Origin of the sequence: Bradyrhizobium paxllaeri (genome assembly GCF_001693515.2) — a bacterium.
GTDB lineage: Bacteria > Pseudomonadota > Alphaproteobacteria > Rhizobiales > Xanthobacteraceae > Bradyrhizobium > Bradyrhizobium paxllaeri.
The window spans coordinates 2,975,117-2,989,292 of the sequence record NZ_CP042968.1 but is presented as its reverse complement, the minus strand read 5'-3'; the positions used below and the strand labels follow the sequence as shown (position 1 = coordinate 2,989,292).

Genomic DNA, 14,176 nt, shown 5'->3' with positions numbered 1-14,176 from the left:
CCCGGCGGTTCGCCGGGCATGAAATCGTATGCGTTACTCAGCCGCCTCGGACGTCGGCGCCGGTCCCATCTTGGAATTGTGCAGGTCGACGTTGAGGCCGAGCGAGCGCATTTCCTTGACCAGCACGTTGAACGATTCCGGAATACCCGCCTCGAACGTGTCGTCGCCGCGCACGATCGCCTCGTACACCTTGGTACGGCCGGCGACGTCGTCCGACTTCACGGTCAGCATTTCCTGCAGCGTGTAGGCCGCGCCGTAAGCTTCCAGCGCCCACACCTCCATTTCGCCGAAGCGCTGTCCGCCGAACTGCGCCTTGCCGCCCAGCGGCTGCTGGGTGACGAGCGAGTACGGACCGATCGAACGCGCATGGATCTTGTCGTCGACCAGATGGTGCAGCTTGAGCATGTAGATGTAGCCCACCGTCACCTTGCGATCGAAGGCGTCGCCGGTGCGGCCGTCATAGACGGTCGACTGGCCGGAGGCGTCGAAGCCCGCGAGCTTCAGCATCTCCTCGATGTCGGCTTCCTTCGCGCCGTCGAACACCGGGGTTGCGATCGGCACGCCGTGGCTCAGGTTCTTGCCAAGCTCCATCAGCTCGCTGTCGTTCAGCGTCTTGATGGTTTCATCGTCGCCATAGATCTTCTTCAGGGTCTCGCGCAGCGGCTTGAGATCCTGCTTCTGATAATAGCCGTCGATGGTCTGGCCGATGCGCTTGCCGAGGCCTGCGCAGGCCCAGCCGAGATGCGTCTCCAGAATCTGGCCGACGTTCATACGCGAGGGCACACCGAGCGGATTGAGCACGATGTCCGCGTGCGTACCGTCCTCGAGGAACGGCATGTCCTCGATCGGAACGATCTTGGACACCACGCCCTTGTTGCCGTGACGGCCGGCCATCTTGTCGCCGGGCTGGATCTTGCGCTTCACCGCGACGAAGACCTTGACCATCTTCATCACGCCGGGCGGCAGTTCGTCGCCACGCTGCAGCTTTTCGACCTTGTCGAGGAAGCGCTGTTCAAGGCCCTTCTTCGATTCGTCGTACTGCTTCCGCATCGCCTCGATTTCGGCCATCAGCTTGTCGTTGGGGGATGCAAACATCCACCACTGCGACTTCGGATACTCATCGAGCACGGCGCGCGTGATCTTGGTGTCCTTCTTGAAGCCCTTCGGACCCGCGATGCCCTGGCGGTTTTCCAGCAGCTCCGCGAGGCGGCCGTAGACGTTGCGGTCGAGGATCGCCTGTTCGTCGTCGCGGTCCTTGGCCAGACGCTCGATCTCTTCCCGCTCGATCGCCAGCGCACGCTCGTCCTTGTCGACGCCGTGGCGGTTGAACACGCGCACTTCCACGATGGTGCCCTGCACGCCCGGGGGCACGCGGAGCGAGGTATCGCGGACGTCGGAGGCCTTTTCGCCGAAGATGGCGCGCAGGAGCTTTTCTTCCGGCGTCATCGGGCTTTCGCCCTTCGGCGTGATCTTGCCGACCAGGATGTCACCGGCGCGGACTTCGGCGCCGATATAGACGATGCCGGCTTCGTCGAGGTTCTTCAGCGCTTCTTCCGAAACGTTCGGAATGTCGCGGGTGATTTCCTCAGGTCCGAGCTTGGTGTCACGGGCCATCACCTCGAACTCCTCGATGTGGATCGAGGTGAAGACGTCGTCCTTCACGATCCGCTCGGAGAGCAGGATCGAGTCTTCGAAGTTGTAGCCGTTCCACGGCATGAACGCGACCAGCACGTTGCGGCCGAGCGCGAGCTCGCCGAGATCGGTCGAGGGACCGTCGGCGATGATGTCGCCCTTCTTGACGATGTCGCCGACCTTCACCAGCGGACGCTGGTTGATGCAGGTCGACTGGTTGGAGCGCTGGTACTTCATCAGCCGGTAGATATCGACGCCCGACTTGGTGGGATCGAGATCTTCGGTGGCGCGGATCACGACGCGGGTGGCGTCGATCTGGTCGATCACGCCCGAGCGGCGGGCGGCGATCGCAGCGCCGGAGTCACGGGCCACCACGCCTTCCATGCCGGTGCCGACGAACGGCGCCTCGGCGCGAACCAGCGGCACCGCCTGGCGCTGCATGTTCGAGCCCATCAGCGCGCGGTTGGCGTCGTCGTTCTCGAGGAACGGGATCAGCGCCGCGGCCACCGAAACGAGCTGCTTCGGCGACACGTCCATATAGTCGACCTTGTCAGGCGTGATCGGCAGCACTTCGCCGGCGTGACGGCAGACGATCAGGTCTTCGGTGAAACGGCCCTTGGCATCGAGCGGCACGTTGGCCTGCGCGACGCGATAACGGCCCTCCTCCATCGCCGAGAGATACACGACCTCGTCGGTGACACGGCCGTCCTTCACCTTGCGGTAAGGCGTTTCGACGAAACCGTACTTGTTGACGCGCGCGAACGTCGCCAGCGAGTTGATCAGGCCGATGTTCGGACCTTCCGGCGTTTCGATCGGGCAGATACGGCCGTAATGGGTCGGATGCACGTCGCGGACTTCGAAGCCGGCGCGCTCACGGGTCAGACCGCCCGGGCCAAGCGCCGAGAGACGGCGCTTGTGGGTGATCTCCGACAGCGGGTTGGTCTGGTCCATGAACTGCGAGAGCTGCGAGGAGCCGAAGAACTCGCGCACGGCGGCAGCCGCCGGCTTGGCGTTGATCAGGTCCTGCGGCATCACGGTGTCGATATCGACACTCGACATGCGCTCCTTGATCGCGCGCTCCATGCGGAGCAGACCGATGCGGTACTGGTTCTCCATCAGTTCGCCGACCGAACGCACACGGCGGTTGCCGAGATGGTCGATGTCGTCGATCTCGCCCTTGCCGTCGCGCAGATCGACCAGCGTCTTGATGACGGCCAGGATGTCTTCCTTGCGCAGCGTGCGATGGGTGTCGGGCGCGTCGAGCTCGAGGCGCATGTTCATCTTGACGCGGCCGACCGCGGACAGGTCGTAACGCTCGGCGTCGAAGAACAGCGACTGGAACATGGTCTGGGCCGAATCGATCGTCGGCGGCTCGCCCGGACGCATCACGCGGTAGATGTCGAACAGCGCGTCTTCACGCGTCATGTTCTTGTCGGCGTTGAGCGTGTTGCGGATGTAGGCGCCGACATTGACGTGGTCGATGTCGAGCAGCGGCAGTTCCTTGTAGCCCTGCTCGTTGAGCGCCTTCAGCGACTTCTCGGTCAGCTCCTCGCCGGCTTCGGCGTAGATTTCACCGGTCTTCGGATTGACGAGATCCTCGGCGAGATAATTGCCGACCAGCTCTTCATCCGACAGGCGGAGCGCCTTCAGGCCCTTTTCCTGCAACTGGCGCGCCGCGCGCACGGTCAGCTTCTTGCCGGCCTCGAGCACGACCTTGCCGGTGTCGGCGTCGATCAGGTCGTTGATGGTCGAGTAGCCGCGGAAACGCGAGGCGTCGAACGGCACGCGCCAGCCTTCCTTGGCGCGCTTGTAGTTGATCTTCTTGTAGAAGGTCGACAGGATCGTCTCGCCGTCGAGACCCAGCGCATACATCAGCGAGGTCACGGGAATCTTGCGGCGGCGGTCGATGCGCGCGAACACGATGTCCTTGGCGTCGAACTCGATGTCGAGCCAGGAACCGCGATACGGAATCACGCGCGCGGCAAACAACAGCTTGCCGGACGAATGGGTCTTGCCCTTGTCGTGGTCGAAGAACACGCCGGGCGAACGGTGCATCTGCGAGACGATGACGCGCTCGGTGCCGTTGACGACGAAGGTGCCGTTCATGGTCATGAGCGGAATATCGCCCATGTAGACGTCCTGCTCCTTGATGTCCTTGACCGACTTGGCGCCGGTTTCCTCATCGATATCGAACACGATCAGGCGCAGCGTCACCTTGAGCGGCGCAGCATAGGTCATGCCGCGCTGGCGGCACTCGTCGACGTCATATTTCGGCGGCTCGAATTCGTAGCGGACGAATTCCAGCATCGAGGTGCCCGAGAAATCCGAGATCGGGAATACCGACCGGAACACCGCCTGCAGACCCTCGTCCAGCCGGCCGCCCTGGGGTTCGTCGACCATCAGGAACTGGTCGTACGACGCCTTCTGAACCTCGATGAGGTTCGGCATCTCGGCGACTTCCTTGATGTGTCCGAAGAACTTGCGAACGCGTTTGCGACCGGTGAATGTCTGCTGCGCCATCGTGGCCTCTCATTTTCGTCGCCCTTGTGGGCGAACCTTCCGAAGCGCGACTGCCATCGCCCCCGGGTTGAATGTCGAATCGCTCGAAAGAACAAAGCCCACTTTCAGGAATTAAGTCCTGAACCCGCACCTTAGACCTTCAAAACGCAAAACGACGCGCGGGGCGCATAACGCACCCGCCCGTCACAACTGATCACTTCACGGACTGAGAAAGCCCGAAATCTGACTGTCTCCCAACGGCTTACGCCGGGAACCCTGCTGCCCCCGCCGCCTACCGCCTTTTCCTGCTGCCGCTCCGATATGGGGCGGAAACGTGGAGATTCGAGGAGCTAACCCCGCGAATCCCCACACTTTTTTGTGTACACCGTGTTCCGGGTTACCCCATCGCACGAACTTTGCACAGATCCCGCCATCTTCGTCATGGCCGGGCTTGTCCCGGCCATCCACGTCTTTGGCAGATCCCCGGATCGCGCTCGGCTTACACCTCGCTTGTCCGGGGATGGAATTGAAGCAAGCTTCGCTTACTTCAATTCCACCTTCGCGCCAGCCTTTTCGAGCTGGGCCTTGATCTTGTCGGCTTCTTCCTTGTTCACGCCTTCCTTCAGCGGCTTCGGAGCGCCTTCGACGAGGTCCTTGGCTTCCTTGAGGCCCAGGCCGGTGATGGCGCGGACTTCCTTGATGACCTCGATCTTCTTGTCGCCGGCAGCGGCGAGAACGACCGTGAAGTCGGTCTTTTCTTCAGCCGGAGCGGCGGCAGCGCCGCCAGCGGCGGGGCCGGCAACCGCGACGGCGGCAGCGGCGGAAACGCCCCACTTTTCTTCGAGGAGCTTGGCGAGTTCGGCGGCTTCGAGCACGGTGAGGCTCGAGAGGTCGTCGACGATTTTCTGCAAGTCAGCCATTGATCTATTTCCTTAAACGTTTGGTTTCGAACCAGGTTTGAGATTAGCGAAGGGTCAGGCCGCTTCGCCCTTTGAGGCATGAGCCTGAATGACGCGCGCGAGCTTGGCCGCGGGCGCAGTGGAGAGCTGAGCGATCTTGGTTGCCGGCGCCACCAGGAGGCCGACAAGCTTGCCGCGCAGTTCGTCCAGCGACGGCAGCGAGGCAAGCGCCTTCACGCCGTTCACATCCAGGACGGTTTTACCCATCGAACCGCCGAGAATGACGAACTTTTCGTTCGCCTTGGCGAATTCCATGGCAACCTTCGGCGCCGCTACCGGATCGTTAGAAGTGGCGATCACGGTCGGTCCCTTCAGCAGGGAGCCGATGGCAACGACGTCAGTGCCTTCAAGAGCAATTTTGGCGAGACGGTTTTTCGAGACCTTCACCGACGCACCCGCCTGCTTCATCTGCATACGCAGCTTCTGCATCTGGGCCACGGTGAGGCCGGAATAGTGGGCGACGACTGCGACGCTGGTAGTCTTGAAGACCCCGTTTAGCGCCTCAACCGCGTCCTTTTTTGCCGCTCTTTCCACAGCAAGCTCTCTCCGGTTGGCGGCCTTCGCAAGAGCAAGACCGCCGGGTTGCACCCATCGTCTCACCCAAAACCTGACCTCTAGACACCAGTCTCTAGGACACGCCGGGCAGACGACATTTGAAAAGCCTGCCCTCCCGAACCAGATGGCGCGGGGTGTCGAGGTTCGAACCAAATCAGCCTTTGCGCCGCGAGAGGCGGCGTTAAAGCAAAATCCGGTCTTCACCCGTCTATGCAGGCCGTAAGATTAAGCCGTTGAAGAACTTGCGTTTCTTCGCGGGCGCCTGCAGTCTCGGACAGGATCGGGGCCATTCGGCGAGCCGAATGGACCCTGCTGCATTCCACGAAACGATGAGGTTCCTTCCTTTCGAGCAATCCATGCGGACGTCCTGAAAGGAATGATCTCCTACCGTGTCGGGTTTTCGGAATGCGCGCACGGACGTGCCAGCAATGGCCAGCACGCCCGGAAGCCATTGTTTACCGGGTCTCGGCCTTTTTGCCAAGAGCAAAATTCACACCAGTTTGCCGGCCAACCGGAGAAAAACTTCTCGAAAATTTTTGACCAGTTCCGTCACACCGGGGTCGGCTGGCTCGTCTTGGCCGCAGGAGGTTCCCATGCGGCGTCAGTTGGCAGCCATTCTTGCAATACCGACGGTCCTGAATGGGCTGGTCATGCTCGTGGCCGGGCCATTCTGGTATGAAACCGTGCCGGGGGTGCGGGATACCGGCCCCTTCAACCCACATTTCGTTCAGGACATCGGCGCCGCCTTCCTCGTCGCCGGTCTTGCCTTGGCCGCGCGGGCATGGCGGCCACGGTACTGGCCGGCGGCCGTTGCGGGCGCCGGCTTCCTCGCCGTTCACGCCCTGCTCCACGTGGCGATCCTGGTGGGCGGCCACACCCATTACCCCGCCTTCGACCTTCTCGCGATCGTTCTGCCCGCCGCAGCCGCGCTCTATTCCGCCTTCCCCAACCAAGGAGAACAACATGCGTAGTTGGATCGCGCGCCGCAACTTGCGCGCATTTGCCAAACGGTATGGATACGACGTCAGCTATCTCGAAATGATGCTGAACGAATCCCCTGCCGCCCTCTTCAAGTTCGCGCCGCTGATGAAGGCCGCCGCCCACCGCGAGGTGGTCCCGCCCGATGCCAGCTTCGCCGCCAAGATCGTCGGCGCGCTGGCGGAGGATTGCGGCCCTTGCACCCAACTCGTCGTCGACATGGCGCTGGAAGCCGGCATGCCCAAGGACCAGATCGAGGCGGTGCTTCGCCGCGATCCACGCGCGATGAATGACGCGACCATGCTCGGGTTCCGCTTCGCCGACGCGGTGGTGCGCCGCTCGGCCGATGACGATGAATTTCGCGACGCTGTCACGGCCCAATGGGGCCCGAAAGGCGTGATAGACCTGACGATGGCGCTGCAGCTCGGCCGCATGTTCCCGATGGTGAAGGCCGGGCTCGGTTATGCCAAGGAGTGCCGCCGCGTTTCGGTGAACGGGCACAATGTCGATGTCGTCAAACAGGCCGCATGACAGCGACCCGCTGGCGCCCCATCGCGGGCGCCTGCTCGGGCTCGCCTATCGCATGCTCGGCAGCCGCAGCGACGCCGAAGACGTCGTGCAGGACGCCTATCTGCGATTCTCCGGCGCACAGGATGTCCACAACGCCGAGGCCTTTCTCGTCACCGTGGTGACGCGGCTTTGTCTCGATCGCCTGAAAAGCGCGAAGGCGCAGCGGGAGATCTATGTCGGGCCGTGGCTTCCCGAGCCGGTGTTCGATGTGGAGGGCCTCTCGGCCGACGCCGCCACCGAATTGGCCGACGACCTGTCGTTCGCATTGCTGCTGACGCTGGACCGGCTGTCGCCAATGGAACGTGCCGCCTTCCTGCTTCACGATGTCTTCGATACGCCGTTTCCCGAAATCGCCGCCATGCTCGACCGCACCGAGGCGTCCTGCCGGCAACTGGCCTCGCGAGCCCGCCGCGCGGTGCGCGACGACCGCCCGGCGCCTGCGGCAACGCCTGACAGTCACGCGCGCCTCCTGCAGGCTTTCAGCGATGCGGTTGCCAGCGGTGACGTCAGGCAGCTGGCCGAATTGCTGCGGGAGGATGCCGTTGCCATCACCGATGGCGGTGGCCGTAAATTCGCAGCGCTCAATCCGATCTTCGGCGCTGACAAGGTCGCGCGATTCTTTGTCGGCCTCGCCGGCAAAATCGCCGGCCAGGATGTCCGTATCGCGCCTGCCGTCATCAATGGTGCCGTGGGCGCCCTGCTCTATCTGGACGGCGAACTCGATCTCACCCTGAGCATGGCGATCTCAGGCGAGAAAATTGCGGCTATCTATGTCGTCCGCAATCCCGACAAGCTGCGGCACCTGCCGGCTACCGGGATGCACTGAAGCCTCAGCCTGGAGGCACCTCATAAGGCAACGGCTTGCCGGCGAAGAACGCGTCAAGGTTGGCCAGCACGCAATCCTGCATCGCCACATGCGACTCCAGCGTATGGCCGCCGATATGCGGGGACAGCACCACATTGGGCAGCGCCGTCAGCGCATCTGGCGCATGCGGCTCCTTCGCGTACACGTCCAGGCCGGCGCCGGCGATGGTCTGGTCGGACAGCGCCGCGACCAGCGCAGGCTGGTCGATCACCGAGCCGCGCGAGATGTTGACGACATAACCGTCCTTGCCGAGCTTCTTCAGGATATTGGCATCGACCGCGTGATTGGTATCCGCCCCCGCCCGCACCGCGATCATCAGCACGCTGCACCATTCCGCCAGCGCTTCGAGCGTTGGAAAATACTGATACGGCACGTCGTGCTTGCTGCGGCTGAAATAGCCCACCTCGGTCTCGAACGCGGCCACCCGCGCCGCGATCTTGCGGCCGATCTCACCCATGCCGTAGACGCCGATTTTTCGGCCGAGCATCCCAGCCTGCGGGCGCATCATCGGCGACGGCTTTGCCGCCGCCCAGCTCCCGCCGCGCACATAGTCATCCGCCACGAGCAGCCGCCGCGTGGCTGCCAGCATCAGCGTAACCGCGATGTCGGCGACGGAGGCCGCATTGGCGCCCGGGCTGTGACCGACGGCGATCTTGCGCTTCGCCGCCGCCGCCAGATCGACGCCGTCATAGCCGGTGCCGTAGCAGACGATCGCGCTTAATTTCGGCATCATGTCCATCGCATCGCCGCGAAGCGCTGTGCCGCCCGCGGTGATCAGCGCGCGAATGTCGGCAAGCTGATCAGCCGAAAACACCTCATTGGGCGCCTTGCCGGCGGCGTTCAGCAATTCATAGCGCTGGCCGAAGCGCTCCATCTGAGCTTTGGGAAAACGCGAATAGATCAGGACTTTCTCGGGCATTTTTCTATCGATCCGTCATGGCCGAACTTGTCCCGGCCATCCACGCCTTTTGTCCGGCACCGTCAAGAAAGACGTGGATGCCCGGCACAAGGCCGGGCATGACGAAAACGAATAGCACTCGCAAAACGCAAAGGGCGGAATCGGTCGCCCGATTCCGCCCTTTATTATTCACGTCAACGGCAAAGCCTTAGCCGAGCAGCGTGCCCGGCTCGACTTTGACGCCCGGGCCCATGGTGGAGGAAACCGCCACGCGCTGGATGTAGGTGCCCTTGGCACCGGCGGGCTTGGCCTTCGACACCGCGTCCGCGAGTGCCTTCACGTTCTGCACCAGCTTTTCCTCGGAGAACGACGCCTTGCCGACGCCGGCCTGCACGATGCCGGCCTTCTCGACGCGGAATTCGACCGAGCCGCCCTTGGCGCCCTTCACGGCAGAGGCGACGTCCATGGTCACGGTGCCGATCTTCGGGTTCGGCATCATGCCGCGCGGACCGAGCACCTTACCGAGGCGGCCGACCAGCGGCATCATGTCAGGGGTGGCGATACAGCGATCGAAATCGATGTTGCCGCCCTGCACCTTTTCGACCAGGTCCTCGGCGCCGACGACGTCAGCACCCGCAGCCTTGGCTTCTTCCGCCTTGGCGCCACGGGCGAACACGCCGACGCGCAGCGTGCGGCCGGTGCCGTTCGGCAGGTTGACGACGCCGCGAACCATCTGGTCGGCGTGGCGCGGATCGACGCCGAGATTGATCGCGATCTCAATCGTCTCGTCGAACTTCGAGGTGGCGCGTTCCTTGACCATCTTGATGGCATCCGCGAGCGGATAAAGCTTCTCGCGGTCGATGCCCTCACGGACCTTCTTCAAACGTTTTCCGATTGCCATGGTCCGTTACCCCGCAACTTCCAGACCCATCGAACGGGCGGAGCCCTCGACCATCTTCATGGCCGATTCGATGGAATCGCAATTGAGATCCTTCATCTTCTTCTCGGCGATCTCGCGCACCTGCGCGCGTGTCACCTTGCCGGCCTTGTCGCGGCCCGGAGCTTTCGAACCGGACTGGATCTTGGCGGCCTGCTTGAGGAAGTGGGACATCGGCGGCGTCTTCATCTCGAAGGTGAAGGAACGGTCCGCATAGATGGTGATGATCACCGGGATCGGGGTGTTCTTTTCTTCCTTCTGCGTCTGCGCGTTGAACGCCTTGCAGAATTCCATGATGTTGAGACCGCGCTGACCAAGCGCGGGACCGATCGGGGGCGAAGGATTCGCCGCACCGGCCGGGACCTGAAGCTTCAGGTATCCGGTCACTTTCTTTGCCATGTATCACTCCTGTTGCGCCGGCAGGTCGCCGGCTGGTTCAGGTTCCGTGGTTCGGTTCAAGAGCGGTTGGCGACCGCCCTCTCCCTCCCACGGCCTCATTCACGCGAAGACCAGGCCTCGCGTGTTCCGATCAGACCTTTTCGACCTGACCAAATTCCAGTTCGACGGGCGTGGCGCGACCGAAGATCGACACCGCGACCTTCACGCGCGAACGCGCCTCGTCAATTTCTTCAACCACGCCGGAGAACGACGCGAACGGACCATCGGCCACGCGGACGTTCTCGCCGATTTCGAACGACACCGACGCCTTCGGGCGTTCGACGCCTTCCTGCACCTGATGCAGGATCCGCATCGCCTCGGATTCGGAGATCGGCATCGGCTTGTTTTCGGCGCCCAGGAAGCCGGTCACCTTGGGCGTGTTCTTGATCAGATGAAACGCCTCGTCAGTCAGCTTCATCTTCACCAGCACGTAGCCCGGGAAGAACTTGCGCTCGGCATCGATCTTGCGGCCGCGGCGCACTTCGGTGACCTTTTCAGTCGGCACCAGCACCTGGTCGAACAGTTCTTCGAGTCCGCGCTGCTTCGCCTGCTCGCGGATCGATTCCGCGACCTTCTTCTCAAAGTTCGAATAGGCGTGAACAATATACCAGCGCTTGTCCATCGTAAGGGTTCCGGTGCTCATCAGTGAACGCCCAGCAGGAAAGTGACGACGTAGCGGATGATCAAATCCGACAGGAAGAAAAAGATCGAAGCCAATGCAACCATCACGAACACCATGATCGTGGTGATCGTTGTCTCCTTGCGTGTCGGCCAAGTGACCTTGGCGGTCTCCGAGCGCACTTCCTGCAGGAATTTGAACGGGCTGAAAGCCATCGTTGGTTACCGCGTCCTTCGTGAGACGATTGCGATTTAAAGCGAATCCGAACAGCCTTCTTATGCCCAGCCCTCTCTCGAAGGATGAGCCGCCAAGCGGGCTCGATTGTTCGGGGGAATTCAAAGCCGCGCCGGATATCCGCGTCTAGCGGGCCGGCAGCAGGTGGCGGGTATCTACTGCCGGCCGGGCAAAAGGTCAAGGTACGGGGTGCCGCGGGGTGTCAGCCGGTCGGGAAAACAGACCGAATGCCGTTGGTTAACCCCCGGTGCCGCCTTTGCCTCAAATGCTCGTTGGGCCGCGATCCGGATTTTAAAAGCTCTCGGCTAGTCTGGATGCTCCACAGGGGCGAGATAACCATGGCATTGTTAGGCCAAGACCTGGAAAGGCCCGCGGGCGAGACGGCCTGGACCGTTCTCGACGCGGCAAACGACCTCGGCGATACCTTCACGGTGGATGCGTGCCGGCGGGTGATCGATGCCGATCTGCGAGGGGAAGCTCCGGCGCGATCGGACCTCGCGGTCCTCACCGCATTCTTCAGCTAGTTCCGGGGTTGCCGCCGGGGCTTCGGTCAAGTCTTTGATTTGGCTGGATTTAGCTGGCAGGAGTGGCAGGGCTCGAACCTGCGACCCCCGGTTTTGGAGACCGGTGCTCTACCAATTGAGCTACACTCCTGCAGGGAACCGGCGCGTGCGTCGGTTCGCGCTGTTTCAAGCATAGGGCATGCCCCGAATGCAAGGGCGAAGCGGCTTTCCGCCCTACCCAAAGCACGCCTTCTGCTTCAGACTTGGTCTCTTACAAACAACAAGCGCAACGGGAGAGACCATGAACGCGCAGACCGCCACCGCCCGGCAGACCCCCGCCCTCCAGACCCCCTCTCTTCCCGATGCCAAGCCGGAAACGATCGGGCTGTCGACGGCGCGGTTGCAGCGGATGTCGGATGCCTTCAAGCGCGAGGTCGACAAGGGCACTCTGCCCGGCGCCACGGTCATGGTGGCGCGGCGCGGCCAGGTCGGCTGGTTCGACGCGATCGGGCGGCAGAGCCCGACGGCCAGTACGCCGATGGCCCATGACAGCATCTTCCGCATCTTCTCGATGACCAAGCCGATCGTCTCGGTCGGCATCATGATGCTGGTCGAGGACGGCCACTTCATCCTCGGTGATCCCGTCGCCAAGTTCATTCCGGAGTTTGCAGGACAGAAGGTCGGCGTCGAGAACAACGGCAAGCTCGACCTCGTGCCGGTGAAGCGGCAGATGACGGTACAGGACCTGCTGCGGCACACTTCAGGCCTGACCTACGACCACACCGGCAACGGCCTGGTGCAGCAGCTCTACCAGCAATCGCGGCTGCGCAGCCGCAAGATCACCAATGCCGAGCACGCGACCATGATCGCCGGCATGCCGCTGATCTGCCAGCCGGGCGCGGAATGGAATTACAGCCGCTCGACCGACGTGCTCGGCCGCATCATCGAAGTCGTCTCCGGCAAGTCGCTCGGCGCGTTTCTCACCGAACGCATTCTGGCGCCACTGCAGATGGCGGAGACCGCGTTCCATACGCCGGAAGCGAATGCCGGCCGCCTCGCCGAGCCGTTTGCGACCGATCCCTGGAGCGGTGACAAGGTGCAGCTCTTCAACATGCTGGAGAAGCCGGCGATGGAATCCGGCGGCGGCGGACTGGTCTCGACCACGATGGATTATGCGCGGTTCTGCCAGATGCTGCTCAATGGCGGCTCGCTCGATGGCAACAGGATCATCGGCCGCAAGACGCTGGAGCTGATGGCGTCGGATCACCTCACCGCCGGCGTGAAGGTCGACTCGCCCCTGATGCCGCCCGGCCATGGTTTCGGCCTCGGCTTCGCGGTCCGTACGCACCGGGGCATTGCGCCGTTCCCGGGCTCGCTCGGCCAGTTCTTCTGGAGCGGCATGGCCGGCACGTTCTTCTTCATCGACCCTGCGGAAGACCTGTTCACGGTGTTCATGATGCAGGGCCCCGGCCAGCGCGAATATATCCGCAACCTGCTACGGGATCTGGTTTACGCGGCGGTGGATTAAGCCCCACCCACACCTGTCATCCCCGCGAAGGCGGGGATCCAGTACTCCCGGAATTCTCGATCATTCACAGTCGCCGCGGGTGATGACACCAGTGGGAGTCCGCAGATCTAGCTCCGATCAACTGATCGTAGCCCCGCCGTCGATCACGATGGTCTGCCCGGTCATGAAGTCGCCGGCCTTCGATCCCATCAGCACCGCGGCGCCCGCGATTTCGTCGGGCACGCCGATGCGCAACAGCGGCGAGCGCGCGGTGGAGGCCTTCAGCGTCTCCGGATTGTCCCACAGCGCTTTCGCAAAATCGGTCTTGATCAAACCAGGCGCGATGCAGTTCACGCGGATATTGTGCTTGCCGTATTCACAGGCGAGATTGCGCGCGAGCTGCATGTCGGCGGCTTTCGAGATCGCGTAGGCGCCGAGCACGGTCGAGCCCTTGAGGCCGCCGATCGAGGACACGATCACGATCGAGCCGTCCTTGCGCTCGATCATCTGCGGCACCACCATGTTGATCAGCCAGTTATTGGCGACGATGTTATTGTCGAGGATTTTTCGGAACTGATCGTCGGAAATGCCGCCAAGCGGGCCGTAATAGGGATTGGACGCGGCGTTGCAGACCAGGACGTCGATCTTGCCGAAGGCGCGGTTGGACTCGTCGACGAGGTTCTGCAAATTTTCCTTGTTCGAGATGTTCGCGGCAATCGCGACCGCGGTCCCCTTGCCGAACTTCTCGTTGACCTCCTTGGCGACCTGGTCGCAGACGTCCTGCTTGCGCGAGGAGATCACGACCTTGGCGCCGTGCTCCGCCATTCGCTCGGCGATGGCACGGCCGATGCCGCGCGTGGAGCCGGTGATGACGGCGACTTTCCCGGTCATATCGAACAAGCTCATGTCTCTCTCCCGAATGTTGATCCGGCGCGATGCCGGCTTCATCTTGAATTCGAACTAAGCAGCGTTTGCAGTTTTC

The 14,176-nt window shown here is 62.6% G+C and carries 14 protein-coding genes and 1 tRNA gene; 5 read left to right on the top strand and 10 right to left on the bottom strand.

Annotated features, from left to right (window positions below):
• Positions 1-33: 33 nt before the first annotated feature.
• The 3 genes from rpoB to rplJ all read right to left on the bottom strand — a co-directional run bounded on the left by rpoB (position 34) and on the right by rplJ (position 5,624).
• Complete coding sequence (gene rpoB / locus LMTR21_RS14020; RefSeq protein WP_065750109.1) at positions 34-4,152, bottom strand: DNA-directed RNA polymerase subunit beta; 4,119 nt, start codon at positions 4,150-4,152, stop codon at positions 34-36.
• A gap of 521 nt (positions 4,153-4,673) precedes the next feature.
• A complete protein-coding gene (gene rplL / locus LMTR21_RS14015; protein WP_016847588.1) occupies positions 4,674-5,051 on the bottom strand; it encodes a 50S ribosomal protein L7/L12 in 378 nt (125 codons plus the stop codon).
• Between the two features lie 54 nt (positions 5,052-5,105).
• On the bottom strand, positions 5,106-5,624 hold the full coding sequence (rplJ, locus tag LMTR21_RS14010) for a 50S ribosomal protein L10 (protein WP_057834234.1): 519 nt from the start codon (positions 5,622-5,624) through the stop codon (positions 5,106-5,108).
• A gap of 614 nt (positions 5,625-6,238) precedes the next feature.
• Here rplJ and LMTR21_RS14005 point away from each other — a divergent pair.
• The 3 genes from LMTR21_RS14005 to sigJ are packed head-to-tail and all read left to right on the top strand — an operon-like array spanning position 6,239 to position 8,019.
• Complete coding sequence (locus LMTR21_RS14005; protein ID WP_065750108.1) at positions 6,239-6,616, top strand: hypothetical protein; 378 nt, start codon at positions 6,239-6,241, stop codon at positions 6,614-6,616.
• The gene (locus LMTR21_RS14000; protein WP_065750107.1) at positions 6,609-7,154 is read left to right on the top strand and encodes a carboxymuconolactone decarboxylase family protein; all 546 of its coding nucleotides are present in this window, start codon (positions 6,609-6,611) and stop codon (positions 7,152-7,154) included. The genes LMTR21_RS14005 and LMTR21_RS14000 overlap by 8 nt, the downstream gene beginning before the upstream one ends.
• The gene (sigJ, locus tag LMTR21_RS13995) at positions 7,132-8,019 is read left to right on the top strand and encodes an RNA polymerase sigma factor SigJ (protein WP_187399353.1); all 888 of its coding nucleotides are present in this window, start codon (positions 7,132-7,134) and stop codon (positions 8,017-8,019) included. The genes LMTR21_RS14000 and sigJ overlap by 23 nt, the downstream gene beginning before the upstream one ends.
• A gap of 4 nt (positions 8,020-8,023) precedes the next feature.
• On the opposite strand, the gene LMTR21_RS13990 is transcribed toward sigJ, so the two are convergent.
• From LMTR21_RS13990 to secE, 5 genes are all read right to left on the bottom strand, one after another.
• Positions 8,024-8,977, bottom strand: a complete 954-nt coding sequence (locus LMTR21_RS13990) for a 2-hydroxyacid dehydrogenase (protein WP_065750105.1) — start codon at positions 8,975-8,977, stop codon at positions 8,024-8,026.
• Between the two features lie 187 nt (positions 8,978-9,164).
• The gene (gene rplA, locus LMTR21_RS13985) at positions 9,165-9,857 is read right to left on the bottom strand and encodes a 50S ribosomal protein L1 (RefSeq protein ID WP_057834229.1); all 693 of its coding nucleotides are present in this window, start codon (positions 9,855-9,857) and stop codon (positions 9,165-9,167) included.
• A 6-nt stretch (positions 9,858-9,863) separates the two neighbouring features.
• Entirely contained in the window at positions 9,864-10,292 is a 429-nt protein-coding gene (gene rplK, locus LMTR21_RS13980) for a 50S ribosomal protein L11 (RefSeq protein ID WP_065750104.1), read from the bottom strand.
• 130 nt (positions 10,293-10,422) lie between these two features.
• Entirely contained in the window at positions 10,423-10,953 is a 531-nt protein-coding gene (gene nusG, locus LMTR21_RS13975; RefSeq protein ID WP_057849226.1) for a transcription termination/antitermination protein NusG, read from the bottom strand.
• A gap of 20 nt (positions 10,954-10,973) precedes the next feature.
• Entirely contained in the window at positions 10,974-11,165 is a 192-nt protein-coding gene (gene secE, locus LMTR21_RS13970; RefSeq protein WP_065750103.1) for a preprotein translocase subunit SecE, read from the bottom strand.
• Positions 11,166-11,522: 357 nt separating this feature from the next.
• On the opposite strand from secE, the gene LMTR21_RS13965 reads away from it, so the two are divergent.
• The gene (locus LMTR21_RS13965; RefSeq protein ID WP_065750375.1) at positions 11,523-11,708 is read left to right on the top strand and encodes a hypothetical protein; all 186 of its coding nucleotides are present in this window, start codon (positions 11,523-11,525) and stop codon (positions 11,706-11,708) included.
• 54 nt (positions 11,709-11,762) lie between these two features.
• On the opposite strand, the gene LMTR21_RS13960 is transcribed toward LMTR21_RS13965, so the two are convergent.
• Positions 11,763-11,838 (bottom strand) — tRNA-Trp (locus tag LMTR21_RS13960).
• A gap of 150 nt (positions 11,839-11,988) precedes the next feature.
• Here LMTR21_RS13960 and LMTR21_RS13955 point away from each other — a divergent pair.
• Entirely contained in the window at positions 11,989-13,215 is a 1,227-nt protein-coding gene (locus tag LMTR21_RS13955) for a serine hydrolase domain-containing protein (protein ID WP_065750102.1), read from the top strand.
• A 117-nt stretch (positions 13,216-13,332) separates the two neighbouring features.
• On the opposite strand, the gene LMTR21_RS13950 is transcribed toward LMTR21_RS13955, so the two are convergent.
• A complete protein-coding gene (locus LMTR21_RS13950) occupies positions 13,333-14,100 on the bottom strand; it encodes an SDR family NAD(P)-dependent oxidoreductase (protein WP_065750374.1) in 768 nt (255 codons plus the stop codon).
• Between the last annotated feature and the right edge of the window lie 76 nt (positions 14,101-14,176).

What these genes read in the sequence shown, in the direction of transcription:
- rpoB (WP_065750109.1), bottom strand. Translation starts at nt 4,152, where the DNA reads ATGGCGCAGCAGACATTCACCGGTCGCAAACGCGTTCGCAAGTTCTTC.
- rplL (WP_016847588.1), bottom strand. Translation starts at nt 5,051, where the DNA reads ATGGCTGACTTGCAGAAAATCGTCGACGACCTCTCGAGCCTCACCGTG.
- LMTR21_RS14005 (WP_065750108.1), top strand. Translation starts at nt 6,239, where the DNA reads ATGCGGCGTCAGTTGGCAGCCATTCTTGCAATACCGACGGTCCTGAAT.
- LMTR21_RS14000 (WP_065750107.1), top strand. Translation starts at nt 6,609, where the DNA reads ATGCGTAGTTGGATCGCGCGCCGCAACTTGCGCGCATTTGCCAAACGG.
- sigJ (WP_187399353.1), top strand. Translation starts at nt 7,132, where the DNA reads ATGTCGTCAAACAGGCCGCATGACAGCGACCCGCTGGCGCCCCATCGC.
- LMTR21_RS13990 (WP_065750105.1), bottom strand. Translation starts at nt 8,977, where the DNA reads ATGCCCGAGAAAGTCCTGATCTATTCGCGTTTTCCCAAAGCTCAGATG.
- rplA (WP_057834229.1), bottom strand. Translation starts at nt 9,857, where the DNA reads ATGGCAATCGGAAAACGTTTGAAGAAGGTCCGTGAGGGCATCGACCGC.
- rplK (WP_065750104.1), bottom strand. Translation starts at nt 10,292, where the DNA reads ATGGCAAAGAAAGTGACCGGATACCTGAAGCTTCAGGTCCCGGCCGGT.
- nusG (WP_057849226.1), bottom strand. Translation starts at nt 10,953, where the DNA reads ATGGACAAGCGCTGGTATATTGTTCACGCCTATTCGAACTTTGAGAAG.
- secE (WP_065750103.1), bottom strand. Translation starts at nt 11,165, where the DNA reads ATGGCTTTCAGCCCGTTCAAATTCCTGCAGGAAGTGCGCTCGGAGACC.
- LMTR21_RS13965 (WP_065750375.1), top strand. Translation starts at nt 11,523, where the DNA reads ATGGCATTGTTAGGCCAAGACCTGGAAAGGCCCGCGGGCGAGACGGCC.
- LMTR21_RS13955 (WP_065750102.1), top strand. Translation starts at nt 11,989, where the DNA reads ATGAACGCGCAGACCGCCACCGCCCGGCAGACCCCCGCCCTCCAGACC.
- LMTR21_RS13950 (WP_065750374.1), bottom strand. Translation starts at nt 14,100, where the DNA reads ATGAGCTTGTTCGATATGACCGGGAAAGTCGCCGTCATCACCGGCTCC.